Raw genomic sequence first — 20,196 nt, 5'->3', positions numbered from 1 at the left:
CAGGGTTAATCATGTTAGCGAAGCTTTATGCTTAATGGGTTTGTCTAACTTAGTCTGCTGCTTGGTTCTTTTTTATAGTTCTTATAGGTATTAAATTTAGCATTTACAAACATAGGATGGGTTTGGCGCAATGGCGGGTTAAGTGATAATTGAAATTTTCAGCTTTCTATGTCGCAAAAAGCCAATTACATTGACTTTTTTTCTTAAATTTATTCAATGAATTGGCTTTTGCTTACCGTGCCGCTAAATTGAAACTTTGCGCTTCAATTTCCGCCACTGACGCCAAGCCCCGAAACGTTATCGGCAATTTCATAAAAATGCACATAAAACAAAACGACTTTGTAATTGAACTATTTCCTGACAATTTATTTGAAGAAAATTCTTCGGATAATATAAATTGTTACCAAAATATTTATGTGCATAATTCAGAATATCAGTCTTCAACAAAAATTGGAATTAAAATTTTTAAAAATCATCTTGAAATTAAATCTGCAATAATTATTTCAGAAGGAGGAGCAACAGGAATTTATGAAAATTCTTTCGTTTTAAACGATGATGAGATTTTAATTTGTTGTGGTTGCACGATTTTTTGTCTTTCAATTCCAAATTTAGAACTTGTATGGAAAACAAAAGCTGATGAAATTTCTTGCATAGAAATATTGAAACATAAAGAAAATTATATTATTCACGGTGAATTAGAAATATCAAAACTAAATTCAAACGGAGAAATATTGTGGTCAAATTCTGGTGCAGATATTTTCGTAACCCTAAATGATGAAAACAACTTAATTCTTTCCGACAAATATTTAACTGTAAAAGATTTTGAAAACAGAACATATAAGTTTTCATATTCTGGAGAAAACTTGACGGATATGAATCAATTTAAAAAATAAAGAAACTGCCGATAACATCGGCTTGGCAAAATGCGGGGTTAAGTGCTAAATTGAACATCTCGCTTATTTATCCGCAAAAGCTGTTTTGCTTTTGTTTTTTTATTAAATTTACCAAAAGCCACAGCTTTTGCTTCGTTCGGTTCTGAATTGAACTTTCGCTCAATTCAAGCCCGCACTTCGCCAAGCCGCGGCCCGTTGTGGGCAATTTTATGACACCAAATCTGCTAATAAAAAAAACAATAACTATTTGAATGGATAGACAAACCAAACTGATTGTATTCCTTTTCTGCATAATAAAACTTGTCCTTCATTTAGTTGCTGACTATAATTCAGGATTTCAGGGAGATGAGTTACTGCATATTGAAACAGGAAATCATCTTGCTTTTGGTTATATGGAATTTCCGCCATTGATTGGTTGGATTGCGTTTATTCAGAACTTATTCCAATCGCAATCCGTTTTTATTCATCATATTTTTCCACATATCGCCACTATTCTGATTTTTATTTTTGTTTCAAAAACAGTAGTGGCATTAGGAGGAAAATCGAAAGCCGTATTTTTAGTTTTGTTATGCTTACTTCCTGTAATGGGACGTTCACAGCAACTTTTTCAACCTGTCGTTTTCAGTCAATTGTTTTGGATAATGGGTTTTTATTACCTTACAAAATATGCAAAATTCTTAGACAAAAAGTATTTGTGGTGTCTTACAATTACCGTTGCATTAGGTTTCTTAACAAAATATGATGCTGTATTTTTCATTTTCGGATTGTCTGCATTATTATTTTTCAGGCAAACCAGAGAAGCCTTGATAAAACACAAATTTTGGTGGAATATAATTGCCTTTATTATGATTGTCAGCCCCAATATTTTATGGCAATATTCAAATGACTTTCCTGTACTAAAAATGTTTTCCAGACTATATGAAACACAATTAGATAAAATCTCTACAGTTAAAGTCTTGTCAGGCTTGATAATGTCGTTAAATCCATTGACATTATTAATTTCTATTCCTGCCGTCATCGCTTTGTTTCATAAAAATTTTAAGCCATATAGAATATTGTCGCTTTCGATAGTATTATCCGTTTTATTTTTGGCATTCAGCAAAGGGAAAGGTTATTATTTCTATCCAATTGTACTAACTGTCCTACCTTTTGGAGGTGTCTTTTGGGAAAATATAATCCTAAAAAAGAGAAAGTGGATTATTTATCCTGTTAGTTTACTATTGATTGTTTCGGGACTCTTTCTTCTTCCTTTTTCTCTACCAATAACTTCATTAGAAAGCTACCTAAACAATGAATATCAATATGAGAAAAAAGAGGTTAAAGGTGGACAATATGCCATAAAAGAAGAACGCTATTCAAAAACCAAATGGGAAGAAACTCTTTCCGAACTGAAAACAGTTTATAACAGTTTACCTAAAAATGAACAGAAAAACTGCCTGATTTGGGGTAAACACTATGGACAAGCCGGAGCTATTACTTTATTGGGAAAGAATTACGGCTTACCCGAAACCTTTTCTTTGCACGGAAGTTTTTACCTTTGGCTACCAAACGGGAACATACCTGAAACAATAATCGCCATTCGATATAGCGATGAGAATGGTTCTGATTTTTTTGAACCTTATTTTGAAGAAGTTAAGCCTATCAAAAGCATTTACAATCCTTATGCAGACGAAGAAGAGCAAGTTCGGCAAACTATCTTCATTTGTCATAAACCTAAACAAGATTTTGATACACTGAAAAGAATATTTGCGGACAGAATATTTGAATAAAAACTGCCCACAACATGAGTTTAGCGCAATGGCGGGTTAAGTGATTATTGAAAGTTTCAGCTTTCTATATCACAAAAAGTCAATTTCATTGGCTTTTTTGTATAAATTAGCAAATAGAAATTGGCTTTTGCTTACCGTGTCGCTAAATTGATCCCGAAGTGTCGGGACGCTTCAATTTGACTTTGTCGAACTGACGTTTCCGCCACTGCGCCAAGCCCCAAAACGTTGTAGGTAATTTTTACGAACCAAGAAACTTAATGAAAATTATTCAAAATCAGTATCACACCAAAGAAACTTTCTATTTTGCTATAACTAGAATGTTAGAAAGAGCGTCTTATTATGGCTTCAGAACACTAGTAGTTCTTTATATGGTGGGAGACACTAAAAATGGAAAGAAGCGAAGCAATGAGCATTTATGGCTGGTTTACAGCATTATTAGTGTTTTCTCAAATCTTAGGCGCAGTTTTAGGAGACTTACTAATTGGAAATAAAAAGTCCATAATTTTGGGTGGTGGCTTACAAGCGATAGGAATTTTATGCTTGTGTTTCCCCTCAAAAGTTGGGCTTTATTTAGGTCTATCCATCCTTGTATTGGGAAGTGGATTATATACTCCCAACCTATTGTCAAACTTTGGAAAGCTTTATTTGAAGAAGGAAAAATTATTAGATTCAGGATTCACTATTTTTCATCTAACCACTAACATTGGGTCATTTTTTGGCATTCTACTCATTGGATATGTTGGAGATAGATTCGGCTTTCAAATTGGATTTATCCTTGCGGGTCTATTGATGTTGCTTTCCTTAATTCCTATTTTACTTTCGAAAGAAAAATTAATTGAACCAACAGAAATTCATCCAATTAGATTCAATAGAAGAATTATCAATATCGGATTTGCTTTTTTATTAGTTGGATTATTTTGGGCCCTGTTAAATTTTTCTTATCCGCGAATTTCTGACTTACAAATACAATTCAAAGAACTAACGAGTTCCATTTTTCCAGATTATTTTTGGCAAACAGCTAACAGTATTTTCATTTTTCCAATTTGTATAATGGCCTTTTTGGTATGGAATAAATTTTATTCCAATCAGTTCTTCAAAATTATGCTTGGATTCATTTTTGGAGCATTTTCTTTTGGATTACTTCTTCTAATTCCAGAGGTTCCAGCCCAACAGCAAATTGTTCTGTTTATTAGTTCCCTCCTATTTTTTGGAATTGCCGAAATTCACATTGCTCCAATTATTCATTCAATTTTAACCCAATATTCAAATCCAAAATATTTGGCGATTATGATGAGTTTAATCTTCTTGCCAACAAGTTTGTTTAGATTTTGTTTTGGGTTACTAGATGATAAAATATACGAAACGCCATCGCTTGAGCTTTACTTAGGATTTATAGGAATGGCAACGATTGGAATTTTATTATTGGGGATAATCGTTTGGTCCAAAAAACTTCCTTCGACAAAACTTTTCCAAAAGCCTGAATAATTCTTAAAGAAAATTAAAGAATGCTTTTTAAAACAGAATTCCATTGGTCTTATAGCAATTCTGCGCACCTTAAAATTGAATTCATAAACTTTTTCTTAAATTTATTCAATGAATTGGCTTTTGTCAACCGTTTCAGCTAGTCCCAAATCCTTAGTTTAAAAAGTATGAATAAGATTCTTCAATCCTTCATTTTAATTTTGATATTATCTTGTTCTCAAAAAAAAGAAACGAAAATTATCGATTATGGAGAATTTCAAATAGAAGTTCCAAATAATTGGAAGAAATTAAAATTAAAAGGAATCGATAGTAAAATCGGAGGTTTAGTCACATCAAATCATGATACTTTGATGTTTGATTTTGGAAGATTTTCAAATGAATTAGACGTTTATGCGGAAATAAGAGATAGTATTTTTTTGTCATTTCTGGCTAAAGAAAAAACTCCAGAATTAATAGAAAAACACATAATACAACTATACGATTCTATAAAATTAGATTCATTTTCTAAATACAATGTTGAATTTAAACTAATTGACAATAAAAAGGCTAAAATTATAAGTCCTAATACTAATTATAATGGTACAACAGGAATTTATATTGAATATGCAGATAAAAATGATTCATCTATAAGTTTTAATTTTTACGGAATTATTAAGAATAAATTCATTCAGCAACAATTCGTAAAATCCTTGCATACATTAAAATTTAAGGACAAATAATAAAATATATACTTACAAAAATACCCAGGATTACTCCTATTTCAATCTTGTAGAAGTTTAATCCCATCCCTATTTTATGGAATTTTCAAAAGATAACTGTAGTTTCATTGATTTTCATTAACTTTCCTTATAAACATGGAAATCTATCGCTATCCCCATATGAGAAGTGAAAAATATCTATTAAACTGTTTTGTAAAAACAATATCAAATATATTGTAACAATAAATGTCACTTTTTTTTATTAATAATTATGGCAGACATTTCTCAAATACTAAACACGCTTAACACTTCGCCAAGTGTTGAATTGTTGCGTTTGAGAAATCGAGAAATGATTATTGAGTTTTTAGTAAATACATTCAATCAGCAATCTGTTATATCATCAGAAAATATACACGTTCAATTATCGGATTTCTTGGAATACAAGCAAGTTGAAAATGACGAAGACAGTGAAATAAATCCGTTTGACACTTACGAGGATAAGGCTAAAAAGTATATTCTACATTGGACAAACAGAGGTTTCTTAACCAATTATCCTGACGAACAAGGTGAAGTATTCTATGAACTTTCTGTACATTCAAGCAAAGTTATTGATTGGTTGGCGAGCTTGAAAAAAGAGGAATTTGTTGGTACGGAATCGAAATTCAATAACATTTTCAATCAGTTAAAAGAGTTGGTTGAATTTACCAATGAGGATACCGAAAAGCGTATCCAATTATTGGAAGAAAAGAAATTGGAAATCGAACAACAAATTCAACGAATAAAGGTTGGAGAAGATGTAAAAGTGTTTGAGGAGTTTGAAATCGTTCCGCGTTTTAACCAGCTTAATCAATCAGCAAAAGAACTGTTGTCCGATTTTAAAGAGGTTGAGGACAATTTCAAAGAAATCACAAAAGGCATTTATCAAAAACATTCAGACGGAAGTTTGACAAAGAGCGATATTTTGGCGTTTACGTTCGATGCTCTTGATGAACTGAAAGACAGTCAGCAAGGAAAAAGTTTTTATGCTTTTTGGTCGTTTATTCTCAATCCTGATTTGCAAAATAAATGGGAAAGTCTGACCAAAGAATTGTATCAGACTTTAGAAGAAAAATCCATTCCTGTAAACGATTCATTTCTGAAAGGAATGAAAAATCATTTGTATAATTCGGGCAGAAAAGTGTATAAAGCTAATGATAAAATGGCTGAAAAATTAAGCCGAATTATTCGTGAAAATGAAAGTTCAAATTCGGAAGCAACGAAAAAGATTATCCAAGAAATCAAGAAACAGCTTGTAGAAATCAGTAAAATAAAGAAGAAACCCGAAATTTCATTTGAATTGGAAACCAATATTGAAATCAATATTCCTTTTGAACGAAAACTGACGACCGAACAAAGCGAAACAGTTACTTACACGAATAAACCAATCATTGCAGATGATGATATTACTTCATCAGAACATCTTGGGAAATTGTTTTCACAATCAAACATTGATAAGAATTTGTTGCGAAAAAGAATCAAAGAAATTTTGCAAGAAAAATCACAAACTACAATTCTTGATGTAATTGAAAATTACGGTGGACTTGAAAAAGGATTGCCCGAATTGTTTGGTTATATCGGCATTGTAAAGGAGTTTAAACACACTATCAGTCTTGATAAAACGCAAAATATCGTGTTTGATATGGAGAACGGAAAACAAATCAAAGTCCCTGAAATAATTTTGACCAAATGAGCCATTTAGAACAAAATATTACACCATACAGCAAAGCAATTGTACGATTGCTGAAATCGACTGTTGAGCGAACCTCAAATGTGTGGGAAGATGTAATCAATTATCAACACGAGATACAGGAATACATTGGTCAAATTGGCTTGGAACTCATTGTGAAAAAAGATGAAGGATTTGCTTTTGTAAAACAATTGGAAGACAACGAAGGTAATACGCTTGGATTGGTAACAAGGCGACAAATCGGTTTTGAAACTTCAATCGTTCTTGTGGTGTTACGACAAAGTTTAGAAGAATTTGATAGCAACCCAACACAATTGGCAACTGAAAAATTCATTACGGATTCAGAAATCAAAGATGAGTTAGAACTCTTTTTGCAAGAGGGATATAATAAATTGAAGTTTCAAAAGAAATTAAGCGAGTACATAGGAAATGCTGAAAAGTTGGGTTATTTGAAAGAAATTAGCAAAAAAGACAACGAAACGAAATACCAAATCCACCGCATTATTAAGGAAAAAATAACACTGGATATATTACAGGATTTTCAAAATAAACTGAAAGAATATGTTGAGTCTGTTTAGTACAAGTTCCGACAAAGCAGGTTTCAGACTTCAATATATGGAAGTTTTTAACTGGGGAACTTTTGATAAAAATGTTTTTAGGATAAACCCGCAAGGCAATAATTCGTTATTGACTGGTGCAAATGCTTCTGGGAAAAGCACTTACATTGATGCTTTACTGACCTTGATTGTTCCTGCGAAAAAAGATAGATTCTATAATCAATCATCGGGTGTTGAGAAAAAAGGCGACCGTACAGAAGAAACTTACGTTTTAGGACATTACGGTAATATCCAAGAAGAAGGAAAAATTTCTTCTTCCACTCAAAAACTGCGTACAACAAATGACTATTCTGTAATCTTAGCTCATTTTGAAAATACCGACCAAAAGCAAATTACTTTGTTTCAAGTCCGATGGTTTTCAAATAACGAATTGAGAAGACAATTTGGAATTGCACACGTTCCACTTGAAGTAAAAAAGGATTTTGCTGATTTTGATTCCAAAGGTTTATGGAAAAGAAGATTGGATAAAATGTACAACGCAAACGCTACCAAAAAGAAAGTTGAATTTATAGAAGGTCCAACAGCTTATGCCGAAAGAATGGCAAATCTTTTCGGAATGCGTTCCGCAAAAGCATTGAGTTTATTCAATCAGGTTGTCGGGGTCAAAGTGTTGGAAGATTTGGACGAGTTCATCAGAACCAATATGTTGGAAGAACAAGATGCCGAAGCGGAATTCATCCAACTGAAAGAAAGTTTTTTGACCTTAATGGATGCTAAAACCAATATTGAGAAAGCCAAAGAGCAAATCAAAAAACTTACGCCTATCAACGAAATTGCGATAACACTAACCAATATTAAAACCGATTTATTCCGATTAGAAAATTCAAAAGAAACCGCTGTTTTTTGGTTTGCCAAGAAAGGCGTTGAATTAGGCGAAAAAGAATTGGAAAAATGCAAAGAAGAATTGCAACGATTGGAAGACGAGTTAGCAGAATTGCGGGACAAGGAGGAAAAATTAAAGCAAGATGAAAGAGCAATCTCTATTGCAATTGAAAAAGACGAAGTCGGGAGCAAAATCAAGGATTTAGAAAAGGAAATTAAAAACCTTACAACATTAAAAGACAATAGAAGCAAGAAACTTGACGATTACAACAAAATCGCTCAAAGCATTGAATTAAATACCAATCCAAGCGAAGATACTTTTAACGAAAACAGAGAAAGTGCGAAGCAATTAAAACAAGACACACAACTAAAAATTGATGATGAAAGCGAAAATCTTCGTTGGTTAAAAAATAAAGCAGATGAATTGGAAAAATCAACCGAAGATTTAGTAAAAACGATAAAAACGCTTCAAGAAAACAAAAACAATATTGCTGGTCGTGAGGCAGAAATAAGAGATGAAATTATTACACACATTGGAGCAAATAGAGAAGAAATTCCATTCATCGGTGAATTGATTAAAGTAAAAGATGATGAACAGAATTGGGAATCTTCGATTGAAAAATTATTGCACAATTTCGCATTGCGATTGATTGTTCCGCCAAAGTATTATTCGCAGGTAAACCAATATGTGAACAGTAATAATTTGAAAGGCAGGATTCGTTATGATAAATACGAAGAACAAGATTACCTCAAAAATTTTCAACGTAAAGACATAGGGGAAAAATCCTTGGTCAATAAAATTGACATAAAGCCAAAAACGGTTTATTATGATTGGATTGAAAACTATTTAGAAGCTCAATTCAATTTTACTTGCGTAGATTCTCTTTCAGAATTTGAACGTCATTCCGAAATGGCAATTACACAAAACGGCTTGATAAAATTCAAGAGAGGAAAACACGAAAAAGACGACCGTCCACAAATTTCAAAAAAAGAAAACTATGTTTTAGGTTGGGATAATAAAGAGAAAATCGCTGGTTTAAGGAAAGAGTTAAATAATCTGCAAAATCAACAAACTGAAAACAAAAAAGCGATTACCAGAAAGAATACCGAGATAAAAAACTTAGGTGTTTTGAGAGATAAATGTCAAGATTTGTTTTCTAAGTTTGATAAATATGATGATATAAATTGGCAATCCTATGCGAATGAAATACAGGAAAAGACGGAACAGAAAGAAGCATTAGAAAAAACAAACGACCGAGTTAAAAAGCTACAAGAGCAATTAGGAAAAGTTCAGAAAGACTTAAAACAACTTTCTGAGGTTGATATTTTCAATAAAGGGCAAGATATTTTCAAAAAGAAGCAACAAGTTGAGAATGTTGAAAAGACTATAAAAGACAACAAAGCTATTGTCGAGCCTTTTGACAATGTTGATATATCGACATTTGAAAACCAAAACCCTGATTTGTTGAATATTGAATATGCAAATTTTGAAACAAGTCGAAGAAGATATCAAGATGAAAATTCAAAAGAAACAAAAAAACTTGAAGAGGAAAAAAGAAGAAACGAAAACGAAGTACGAATTAAAATAAACGCTTTCAAACAACCAAATGAAAACATAACAGCTAAATTCAATGATTGGCGTTCTGATGTGAATGCTTTGCCCGATTCAACCAATTTGGAATTTATCAATGAGTATCAAACATTTTTACAAAGACTAGAAAATGACAATCTTCCAAAATTTGAAAAGAAATTCAACGACTATTTGCAAGAAACCATTACCAACAAAGTTGGCGATTTCAGAATGTTCTTTGAAAATTGGTCAGATTCAATCAAAGATAATATCAAGCATTTAAACGAATCTTTAAAAGCTATTGATTTCAAGAACAATCCAAAAACATACATTCAATTGGTTGCACCCAATAAAATCAATGATGAAGTAAAAGAGTTCAAAAATCTACTTGACAAATCAATGCCTAACATTGTAGAAATAGATAGGTCTATTGACGGACGAAAAAACCATTTTTATAATCACATTGAGCCTTTAATTACTAAATTGGATAAAGAAGATTGGCGTAAAAAAGTAATGGACGTTCGTTCGTGGTTTAGTTATAAAGCCGAAGAATTTTATAAAGAAACCAATCAGAAATTCAAAACTTATGAAGCAATGGGACAACTTTCTGGCGGAGAAAAAGCTCAATTGACTTATACAATTTTAGCCTCTGCAATCGCCTATCAATTTGGTTTGACAAAAGAAGGATTACAAAGCAATTCGTTTAGATTTATAGCTATTGATGAAGCATTTAAAGCACAGGACGAAGACAAAGCTCGTTATTTGATTACACTTTGTAAACAGCTTCATTTACAATTATTGGTGGTTACACCAAGCGATAATATTCACATTGTAGAGAATGATATTTCGTTTGTGCATTTTGTAGAACGAAAAGAAGAAAGACATTCTTGGTTGTATGATATGCCGATTGAGCAATTCAAAGAAGAAAAAGCAAATTATTTGAGCCAATGATTACGCCACAAGAAATAAAGAACAAAACTGAAAGAAAATACATTTCTTTTCTTCAATCTTTGGTTGAAAATAAACCATTTGAAAAATTGGTTATTCGTGGAGATAAGTCTTATACGAAATCATCATTGCAAGAGTTTGAAAAAGAAATTCAACAAATCGTTAGCCAATCCAAAGAGAAAAAAGGATTTGGCTACACATTGGAATTTCAGAAAGTAAAAACAAAATCATTAGGCGTACAAGACTTGCCAACTTCTATTTTCTTTGATACTGAAAAAGATTTTTTGAAGTTTTTGGGTAAAGAAAAAGAAGTGGAGTTATTCAAAATAAACGTTGAGAAAATTATCAATGCTTTTCCCGAATTAAAAGAATGGATATTCAAAAATCCAATGAAAGTAATTGCGAATCAAACAGAATGGAAAAGCATTTTGAAAGTATGCGAATACTTCAAACAAAATCCCAAACCCAATTTGTATGTAAGAGAATTACCGATAAAAGTTCACACCAAGTTTGTTGAAAGGAATAAAACAGTAATCAGAGAATTAATTGATTTACTTATTTCAGAACATATCAACATCGAAGAAAAAGAGTTTGAAAAGCGATTTAATCTGAAATTTGCCGAGCCTCAAATCCGCTTTAAATTTCTTGATAAGGAAATCAGCCAAAATTTCTTTTCAGGTATTGACGATATTGCCATTCCTGTCAGCCAATTTGAAAAATTGAATTTACCAGTCCGAAAAGTTTTAGTTGTAGAAAACAAAACAACACTTTATACCACATTGACACTTCCCACAATGGATAAAACGATTGCGATATTCGGGAGCGGATACAGCGTTTACAATCTTAAAAATGTACATTGGTTTGACAACCTTGAATTGCTTTATTGGGGAGACATTGATGTACAAGGTTTTGAAATCTTATCACAATTCAGAGGTTACTTTCCACAGACAAAAAGCGTTTTAATGGATAAACAAACCTTTGACAAGTTTTTTGAAGAGGACAAAGGTACATCGACAAACATTTCAACAAAACTAAACCTGACAAACGAAGAACAACAACTTTACGACATCTTAAAAACAAACAACTGGCGTTTAGAGCAAGAAAAAATTCCATTTGATTATGTGAATGAGTTTTTTTTAAAAATGAAAATGAGCCAGCACTTTTGATAGCACATTTGCATTTTTTCCAACTGCACAAAGCCAAACAAAAATGCAAAAGAGCTACCATTTACCCGCAACCCTAGCGACAGATGAAGAAGGCACCAAATAAAACAAGGGTTTTGCGACATTTGGTTTAACGAAAAAATTAAAAGCTTTGTTCTTATAATAAATATTTAAAACCTTATGTTAATTACGAATCATTTGATGCTAACAAAATTATCTGTCATATTATTTATTGTATTCTCAAATGTAATTTATTCTCAAAATTATGTGTTCAAAGCGAATTGCTATATTGGAGATGAAATACACACAGAAAGAATCGATATGTTAATGTATCAATTGGGGACTGATTTAGAATTTGTTCAAAAGAAGTTTCTGCATTTTCAACCAAGTTATTTTTAATCAAGTAATTCTTACGAAAAAAAACAAAAAAGCCTATAAGTAGAAAATTACTTGATGGTTATTTGACTGAATATTACGACAATAAAAACAGATTAGTAAAATACACATACTCTGAAAAAACAGGTCAGGCTTTTAGTGTTGAAATTAAATATCTTGAAACTGGACAACCCTACAAATTGATAGAATACCTTACAGAAGAACATCATAGTCAAAATGGTATTTTCTCTATACAATATGACATAATTTACAATAAACAAAATGAATGAATACAAATGAAATGTGAGGATGGTTTTGGCTATTTATGTGAATTAACTATATTGTAAAATTTATTAGAAACATATCCAATGGAAAACAACGTTTTAACCCATCCAAAACAAAATAGGAGCAAAACCTTTTTACAAGCTGAATGGAGAAAGTTAGCAATGGCTAATTATGCGGTTGACGAGAAATTACTTGTCCATTATTTACCTCCAAAGACAGAGATAGATTTATGGAATGGCGTATGCTACGTTAGTTTGGTTGGATTTATGTTCAAGGAAACGAAGGTTAAAGGATTTAAAATTCCGTTTCATAAAAATTTCGAAGAAGTAAATCTTAGATTCTATGTTCGATACAAAGAAGGAGGCGAATGGAAACGTGGAGTTGTTTTCATAAAAGAAATTGTACCTAAACTAGCATTGACATTAGTTGCAAATAGGATTTACAAAGAGAAGTATGAAACTATGCCAATGAGGCATCAATGGTTAACTTCCGAAGATACTTTGACTGTAGAATACGAATGGAAAAAAGATCGTTGGAATTCGTTTAGAGTCTATGCCGATAAAAATTCAAGTGTAATGAAAAGTGGTAGCGAAGAGGAATTTATAACAGAACATTATTGGGGCTATACGAAGATTACAAATGAAAAAACATCCGAATACGAAGTCGAGCATCCTAAATGGGAAGTATATAAAGTCAAGGACTATTCAATTGATGTTGATTTTGGCACTATATACGGTCCAGAATTCAATTTTTTATCATTCGAAAAACCAAAATCTGTAATTTTAGCAGAAGGTTCTGAAATAAAAGTAAAACATGGCAAACTGATTTATTAAATCCTAATTAAACCTTATGAAAAACCAGCTCCAACTTGCCAAAAGATTTCGCGAAGTTATTGTAATCGGAACCTGGATTGCCAATACAAATTTTAAAAACGAATTGGAAAATATAGCTCCTACAACAGAAACATTGACGCCATGATAGAACATAGTTATTACCATTTAGGCCAAATTGTTTTAATCAAAAAAGTTTTACAACCTATATCCTAAATATTTTTTTCTTACAAAGTATCCAACTGATTTCGGTTTTTGTTTTCGCTAATTGTCCAGAAAAAACCAATGAAGAAAAATCGATCCATCGATGGTTTTTGTTCCATTCTTTGGTAAAATCCATTTTGATCGGGTGAATGAGCATAAGAATAACCATTGACATTTTGAATTCCCATTGGATTGGAAATCGAGAAATACAAAATCTTCTGCTGATCAATCAAATACGCCCAACTGAGATGAACGTTCTGAAAATTCCTTTGTTTTCCCACTCATAAATTCATTGGAATTTGGATTATGATAAGGTCGTCCCGAAGCAAACTGATAGGTCATACCCAATTGTGAGCGCCACTTCTGAATCCAATATTTCCCCACCAAGGACAAATTATGATTGGCTACAAAACTCGGCTGCGTTTCTTCAGGAAAGTCTTGGTACAAACGTTTCGTATCGATGTACGAATAAGAAACCCAATATTGTACATTTTTGAAATGCGATCCATTGTTTCGCCAAAAGAAATCCAAACCGCGCGCATAGCCGATTCCATTTTGGAAAATCTTTCCTTCCGTTGTATTTCGGATTAAATCTGAATAGTCTTTCTGATAAACCTCCATTCGTACAGTTTGCTTCTCTTTTTGATAGAAATAATTCAATAAATATTGGCGTGATTTCATAAAACCATTGGGTTGATCATAACCCATTTCATCGATCGGAGATTGAAAGAATTCTCCATAAAATGCCGAAATATTATGGTATCGATTGATTTTATAGGCCAATGAAACTCTTGGCGAAACATTCCATTGCTTGACATAATCGGAATATTCTGAACGTATCCCCATTTTCAATCCCCATTTTCTAGCAAAATACCAAGTATGTTCCGCATAAACCGCCCAAAGATTTTCATCTAAATCTGAAACCAAATTCGTTTCAACTTCTTCGTTTTCAATTCCTCTGCCCATATATTCCGAACCCAATTTGACCAAATTTCTCGCATTCAATTTCCAATCCAATTCCATTTTTGCGTTGAATCCCCAATCCTCTTTCAGATAGTCATTTTGCATCTGTTCCACTTCCGTATCAGATTTCGCCACAGAAAATCCAATAAAACCTTCTAGATTCCGATGAAAAGTATGTACATAGGAATTGTTCCAATACAAATTGGTATTCTTCAATTTGAAATCAACCAAATTCTCATAATTGATGTCTTCGTACAAAACACCCAATTTCGAATATTCCGCTGCCATATAGGATTTATACAAACCATTTTTGAATTGATGACGATAAACCGCTTCTCCACTATATCCTTCGGGCGCATGGGTAAATTCATCGCGTGTTTTCAACATCTGCATCGCTGGCCACAAATTATAATAAGCCAAACTCGTTGTTAGCGCATCTTTCTCCCAAGATTTGTTTAAAGCCGCACTTAGTCCCAAAGTCATGATTCCCAAATCCACGCTATTTTCTGTCGGAAAATCTTGGGTTTCCAAACTCAAAATCCCCGACAAAGCTTGACCATACGCAGCTTCGTATCCGCCTGTACTAAAATTGATTCCTTTGAACAAAAAAGGCGAATATCTACCACGCGCAGGTGTATTGGGCGCCGTTTGCGAATAAGGTTGAAAAACACGTAATCGGTCAATAAAAATCGACGTCTCCTCTCCTTCTCCACCTCTGATGAACAAACGACCATCTTCCGAAACATTGTTCGTTCCAGGCAAAGTTTGCATCGCGGCGATGATATCTCCGTCAGATCCTGCCGTCGTTACCACATCCAAAGAACTCATCATCGTTTCGTTGGTATTTCCCACAGCACGCATTGTTCCAGCGGTAAAAACAGCTGTTTCCAATTGGGTTACTTCTTCCAATTCAATTTCAATAGATGCTTTCAAAGGAATTTCTATTACTAGAATTTGACTGGCAAATCCTTCACCTTCTAGTTCCAATTCCCTTTCACCCAATTCTTCCGTTTCAAAAGAAAAATTCCCTTCCGCATCAGTTGTTGTGCCATCGTATGTTCCAACCAAGGTAACATTCACATTTTTGGCAGGACTTCCAGAAGAGCTCGATATTTTGCCAGAAATTAAATTCTGTGACCATATCTAAGAGGAAATTAGGAGAAACAGAAAGGATAAAATATTTTTCATGGATCGAATTTTAGTTCGAAATTCTAGGTTTTCTAATCATTCCAAAAATAAATGTAGATGAATTGACATTTTTCGTGGATGAATTGTTTACAATCGACTAAATATTAATTATTTTATAATCTGAATTGGATTAAATTTGTTACCGAATTCAATGCATTCAAGTATGCCAAAACATTTACTTTTCGTATTTCTTCTTTTCTCTGGAATTTTATGGAGCCAAACCAAAATCATTGTGATGGATGGTTTTATGGAAGATCAACCGCTACAAGATGTTTATGTTCTCAATCAGGACAATCAAGAATTGGGAAAAACCAATTCCAAAGGATTATTTGTAGTTCCCACTGGAGTTAATTTGGTCAAATTGAATTATGATGGCTACGAAGAGAAAAAATTATATGTGTATGGAAAGGATATGGTCGTTCAACTAAAACCGATCACCATTCAACTTAGCTCCACCGAAATAACCAACGACGATTCCGAAGCCCGAAATATCATCCGAAAATCCATTCAGAATCAGAAGAAAAACAGCATTGAAAACCTAAAAACCTATCAATATAAAAGTTATAGCAAATTTTTGGTCACTGCCGCAACCGATTCTATGCCGTACATTTTGTTCCCAAAAAATGAATCGGATTCTAGTTACAATGATGTACGTCGATTATTGGACAAAAGCCATTTGATGTTGGGCGAACGTGCGATGGATCATAAGTTTTCCAATCAATTCGGTGCAAAAAACATCGTCAAAGCAACTCGAATTTCTGGAACGAAAATTCCTTTGTATGAATTCGTTGCCATGCAACCGATTTCACATAGTTTTTCAGATGATAAAATTAATTTCTTCTTTCGTCAATTTGTCAATCCTGTTTCTTTAGCGGGTTTGAACGAATATCGATTTCGAATTTCAGATTATGAAGAATTGGAAGGAAAAGAAATGATCATCGTTTCCTTTTTTCCACAAAAAAGAGTTCAAAACAAACAACAAATCAAAGGAAAAGTTTGGATTGACAAAGAAACTTTTGCTTTAGGGAAATTTTATGCTGAAAACCTTTCAGACAAAAATGTTGCTGAATTAGAGATGGATTGGACGCTATTTGACAACTATTGGTTTCCACAACAACAACGCTATCGCATGGATGGTGGCGAAATTTCATATCCAACGTCCAAAGACACCATTTTGGCAGATGGAACTTTACGAATAGATACCATCCAAAAGAAAGAAAAGGTTTGGTTGCATTTGACAACAAGTTTCAAAGACATTCTTTCTCCTGTTGAGTTTGAACGAAATGAATTCAAAGGATACACCAACGAAATTGACATCAAATCCATGGATCAATCTGACGAAACCTTGGAAGCATACCGCGATAGCATTTTGACCGAAATGGAAAAAAACACCTATATCGCAATCGATTCTATTGGTGAGAAATACAAAATGGACCGAAACATCCGATTGTTGAGAGTCTTGAGTTCTGGCGGAAAATTATCGCTTGGAAATTACGATTTGGACTTGACCAAATTGTTTCACTACAATGATTATGAAGGCTTCCGATTGGGCGTTGGTGGTGGAACGAACTATAAATTCAATGAAAATATTTATTTCAACGGATACGCTGCCTATGGATTCAAAGACAAGGAATTCAAGTTCGGCGGTGGAATTGATTGGTTGGTCAACAAACCTTATTCAGGAAAGATTTTCGCTGAATATGCCAAAGATGTAGAAGCTTCTGGACGAAATCCGATTTTGCTTCAAAACAATTACATTCAGTATTTGAACGATAATTTCACCAATATTTACAACGATTACTTCTACAAATACCAACGCGCAAGTTTTGGCTATCAGCAAGATTTCTGGCAAAATTTCACCTTCCGAATTGCTGGAATTTACCACGAAAAAAAAGCTGGATTTACCTATCAATACCAAGACAATCGATTGGATGAAACCTATTTATCATTTGATACACAATTGGCTCTCCGATGGGCTCCAAAAGACCAAAACGTTCGTACACCTTATGGAAAAGTAACGATCAGCAGCGGAATGCCAGTCTTTTATTTGGCTTTGACACAAGGAGTCAACCTATTCAATGCCGATTATACGCCAACCAAATTGGATTTCACCTATTTGGATTTGTATCGAACTTTTTTCGGACAAACGAATTTCCAATTCCGAGCGGGAGCAAGTTTTGGCGATACCCCAATTTTCAATTTGTATGAAGGAATGGGGAATTCCAAAGGGAAAGATCGAATTTTCAAGAATTTTGGAGTAGCAGGATTGAATAATTTTGAAACCATGGAACCGGGAGAATTCTATTCCGATCGATATCTAATGTTTCATGTGGCGCATAAATTCGCTGGATTCCGATTCTTAAATCAAGAAGTTTTCCCAGAATTCATTTACCGCGGATTGATTGGAGATTTGGAAAACACCATTGATCATCAACACATTTCGTTTAAAACTCCAAAAAATTATTATCAAGAAGCAGGATTGGAATTGAACCAATTGATTTATGGCATTTTGGGTGTTGGAGCTTACTATCGATTTGGATCTTATTCGCAAGATACCTTTGATCAGAATTTCTTTGTGAAGGCTACCTTGAAGTTGACGTTCTTTTAATCGCAGGTATTTGGTATTTGGTATATAGTATCAAGTAAATTTCGTCCAATACAAAATGAACAATTAGAATTTTAAACGTATTGCATGGAACTGTTAACTTAAAGCTATATCCTCCAAATTGTTCAAAAAAAAATAAAGCCACGATAAATCGCAGCTTTACTTAATACTTTATACATTATACTTTTTACAAAAAGATTAAGATTCCAATACTTTTTGTTGACGTTTTCTGTCTTCTTCTTTCAAGTGAATTTTTCTCAAACGAATGAAGTTTGGAGTCACCTCGATACATTCATCGGCTTGGATGTATTCCATACATTCCTCCAAAGACATATCGATTTTTGGCGCAATTGCATTGGAATCATCTTTACCAGAAGCACGCATATTGTTCAATTTTTTGGCTTCGATTACGTTTACTACCAAATCGTTGTCACGAGAATGTTCACCAATGATCATTCCTGTGTAAACTTCCTCACCTGGAGAGATGAAGAATTTTCCACGATCTTGTAATTTATCAATCGAATAAGGAGTTGAAACACCTTGATCTTTGCTAATCAATACACCTGCTAAACGTCCAGGAATTTTCCCTTTCAATGGTTTATATTCGCTGAAACGGTGTGCCATTACAGCTTCACCTGCAGTTGCTGTTAACATTTGAGAACGCAATCCGATCAAACCTCTCGATGGAATGTCAAATTCCAAGTGTTGGTTTTCTCCTTTGGATTCCATAATCAATAAATCCCCTTTGCGTTGGGTTACCAAGTCAATCGCTTTACTTGCGAAATCTTGAGGAACGTCGATCACCAAAGTTTCGTACGGTTCACATTTCACTCCGTCGATTTCTTTGATGATAACTTGAGGTTGACCTACTGTTAATTCGTATCCTTCTCTTCTCATCGTTTCAATCAAAACCGACAAGTGCATGATACCACGACCGTAAACCAAATACGAGTTTGAATCATCGGTTGGTTCGATTCTTAATGCTAAGTTTCTTTCCAATTCCGATTCCAAACGTTCCACCAAGTGACGGCTGGTAACGAATTTCCCATCTTTACCAAAGAATGGTGAATTGTTGATCCCAAATGACATATTCATCGTTGGCTCGTCTATCTTGATGCTTGGCAAAGCTTCTGGATTATCAGCATCGGCGATGGTATCTCCAATTTGGAATTTATCCATTCCCACAACCGCACAAATATCTCCTGCGATAACTTCGTTGGTTTTCTTTTTTCCTAAACCTTCGAAAATCATCAATTCTTTTACTTTTTGCTTGGTTGCAGTTCCATCTGGTTTCATCAAACTGATCCATTGACCTTCTTTGATAGAACCTCTCGCCACTTTTCCTACAGCAATTCGTCCTAAGAAAGACGAATAATCCAAAGAGGTAATTTGCATTTGCAAAGTTCCTTCTGAAACTTCAGGAGCTGGAACATGTTCCAAGATTCCATCCAATAATGGTGTGATATCTTCTGCTGGAACATTTTCAGTGTTGAACCATCCTTGTTTAGATGATCCGTAGAAAGTTGGGAATTCCAATTGCTCTTCAGTTGCATCTAAGTTGAAGAACAAATCAAAAACTGCATCGTGCACTTCGTCAGGACGACAGTTTGGCTTGTCTACTTTATTGATAACCACCAAAGGTTTTAATCCTAATTGCAAAGCTTTATGCAAAACGAAACGAGTTTGAGGCATTGGTCCTTCAAATGCATCGACCAATAAAATAACCCCATCGGCCATTTTCAAAACACGCTCTACTTCACCACCAAAATCCGCGTGGCCTGGAGTATCGATAACGTTGATTTTAGTTCCTTTATACTCGACAGAAACATTTTTGGAGAAAATAGTAATCCCACGTTCACGCTCTTGATCATTATTGTCCATGATCAATTCTCCAGCTTCTTGATTTTCACGAAAAACGTTGGTTGAATGTAATATTTTGTCGACCAAAGTAGTTTTTCCGTGGTCAACGTGTGCGATAATCGCAATGTTGCGTATGTTTTGCATAAATAAATTTGAGGGTGCAAAATTACGACAAAATATAAAAACCACAATGTATAG

At 33.7% G+C, this 20,196-nt stretch carries 14 protein-coding genes; 11 read left to right on the top strand and 3 right to left on the bottom strand.

The annotated features are described in order from the left end of the window. The first annotated feature begins 221 nt into the window (after positions 1-221). The 10 genes from ABID46_RS06440 (at position 222) to ABID46_RS06395 (ending at position 13,326) form a co-directional block, all read left to right on the top strand. Positions 222-893, top strand: coding sequence for a hypothetical protein (locus ABID46_RS06440; RefSeq protein ID WP_354508248.1), 672 nt, complete (start codon positions 222-224; stop codon positions 891-893). Between the two features lie 251 nt (positions 894-1,144). After that, positions 1,145-2,662, top strand: a complete 1,518-nt coding sequence (locus ABID46_RS06435; protein WP_354508246.1) for an ArnT family glycosyltransferase — start codon at positions 1,145-1,147, stop codon at positions 2,660-2,662. A gap of 387 nt (positions 2,663-3,049) precedes the next feature. Further along, a complete protein-coding gene (locus ABID46_RS06430; RefSeq protein ID WP_354508244.1) occupies positions 3,050-4,147 on the top strand; it encodes an MFS transporter in 1,098 nt (365 codons plus the stop codon). A gap of 164 nt (positions 4,148-4,311) precedes the next feature. Continuing rightward, positions 4,312-4,863 carry a hypothetical protein gene (locus ABID46_RS06425; RefSeq protein ID WP_354508242.1) on the top strand — a complete coding sequence of 184 codons (552 nt, stop codon included), beginning with the start codon at positions 4,312-4,314 and terminating at the stop codon, positions 4,861-4,863. Between the two features lie 250 nt (positions 4,864-5,113). Then, positions 5,114-6,571: a DUF3375 domain-containing protein gene (locus ABID46_RS06420; RefSeq protein ID WP_354508240.1), complete on the top strand. Its 1,458-nt coding sequence runs from the start codon at positions 5,114-5,116 to the stop codon at positions 6,569-6,571. Further along, positions 6,568-7,146 (top strand): DUF4194 domain-containing protein, encoded by a 579-nt coding sequence (locus tag ABID46_RS06415; protein ID WP_354508238.1) that lies wholly within the window; start codon positions 6,568-6,570, stop codon positions 7,144-7,146. The genes ABID46_RS06420 and ABID46_RS06415 overlap by 4 nt, the downstream gene beginning before the upstream one ends. Beyond that, positions 7,130-10,528, top strand: coding sequence for an ATP-binding protein (locus tag ABID46_RS06410; protein WP_354508236.1), 3,399 nt, complete (start codon positions 7,130-7,132; stop codon positions 10,526-10,528). Before ABID46_RS06415 ends, ABID46_RS06410 begins: the two co-directional genes overlap by 17 nt. Further along, a complete protein-coding gene (locus ABID46_RS06405; RefSeq protein WP_354508234.1) occupies positions 10,525-11,691 on the top strand; it encodes a Wadjet anti-phage system protein JetD domain-containing protein in 1,167 nt (388 codons plus the stop codon). Before ABID46_RS06410 ends, ABID46_RS06405 begins: the two co-directional genes overlap by 4 nt. Before the next feature lie 740 nt (positions 11,692-12,431). Beyond that, a complete protein-coding gene (locus ABID46_RS06400; RefSeq protein ID WP_354508232.1) occupies positions 12,432-13,181 on the top strand; it encodes a YqjF family protein in 750 nt (249 codons plus the stop codon). 16 nt (positions 13,182-13,197) lie between these two features. After that, on the top strand, positions 13,198-13,326 hold the full coding sequence (locus tag ABID46_RS06395; RefSeq protein ID WP_354508230.1) for a hypothetical protein: 129 nt from the start codon (positions 13,198-13,200) through the stop codon (positions 13,324-13,326). Positions 13,327-13,405: 79 nt separating this feature from the next. On the opposite strand, the gene ABID46_RS06390 is transcribed toward ABID46_RS06395, so the two are convergent. Next, on the bottom strand, positions 13,406-13,615 hold the full coding sequence (locus tag ABID46_RS06390; protein ID WP_354508228.1) for a hypothetical protein: 210 nt from the start codon (positions 13,613-13,615) through the stop codon (positions 13,406-13,408). After that, positions 13,608-15,458 carry a TonB-dependent receptor gene (locus tag ABID46_RS06385; protein WP_354508252.1) on the bottom strand — a complete coding sequence of 617 codons (1,851 nt, stop codon included), beginning with the start codon at positions 15,456-15,458 and terminating at the stop codon, positions 13,608-13,610. The genes ABID46_RS06390 and ABID46_RS06385 overlap by 8 nt, the downstream gene beginning before the upstream one ends. A 238-nt stretch (positions 15,459-15,696) precedes the next feature. Between ABID46_RS06385 and ABID46_RS06380 the strand changes: the two genes are divergently transcribed. Continuing rightward, positions 15,697-18,141, top strand: coding sequence for a DUF5686 family protein (locus ABID46_RS06380; RefSeq protein WP_354508226.1), 2,445 nt, complete (start codon positions 15,697-15,699; stop codon positions 18,139-18,141). Positions 18,142-18,336: 195 nt separating this feature from the next. Here the strand turns inward: ABID46_RS06380 and typA are convergent, their stop codons facing one another. Then, entirely contained in the window at positions 18,337-20,142 is a 1,806-nt protein-coding gene (gene typA / locus ABID46_RS06375; protein ID WP_354508224.1) for a translational GTPase TypA, read from the bottom strand. Between the last annotated feature and the right edge of the window lie 54 nt (positions 20,143-20,196).

The sequence above is a fragment of the Moheibacter stercoris genome, assembly GCF_040545805.1.
GTDB classification, from domain to species: domain Bacteria; phylum Bacteroidota; class Bacteroidia; order Flavobacteriales; family Weeksellaceae; genus Moheibacter; species Moheibacter stercoris.
Note: the sequence above shows the minus strand (reverse complement) of the source record. Positions and strands in the feature narration are given on the sequence as shown.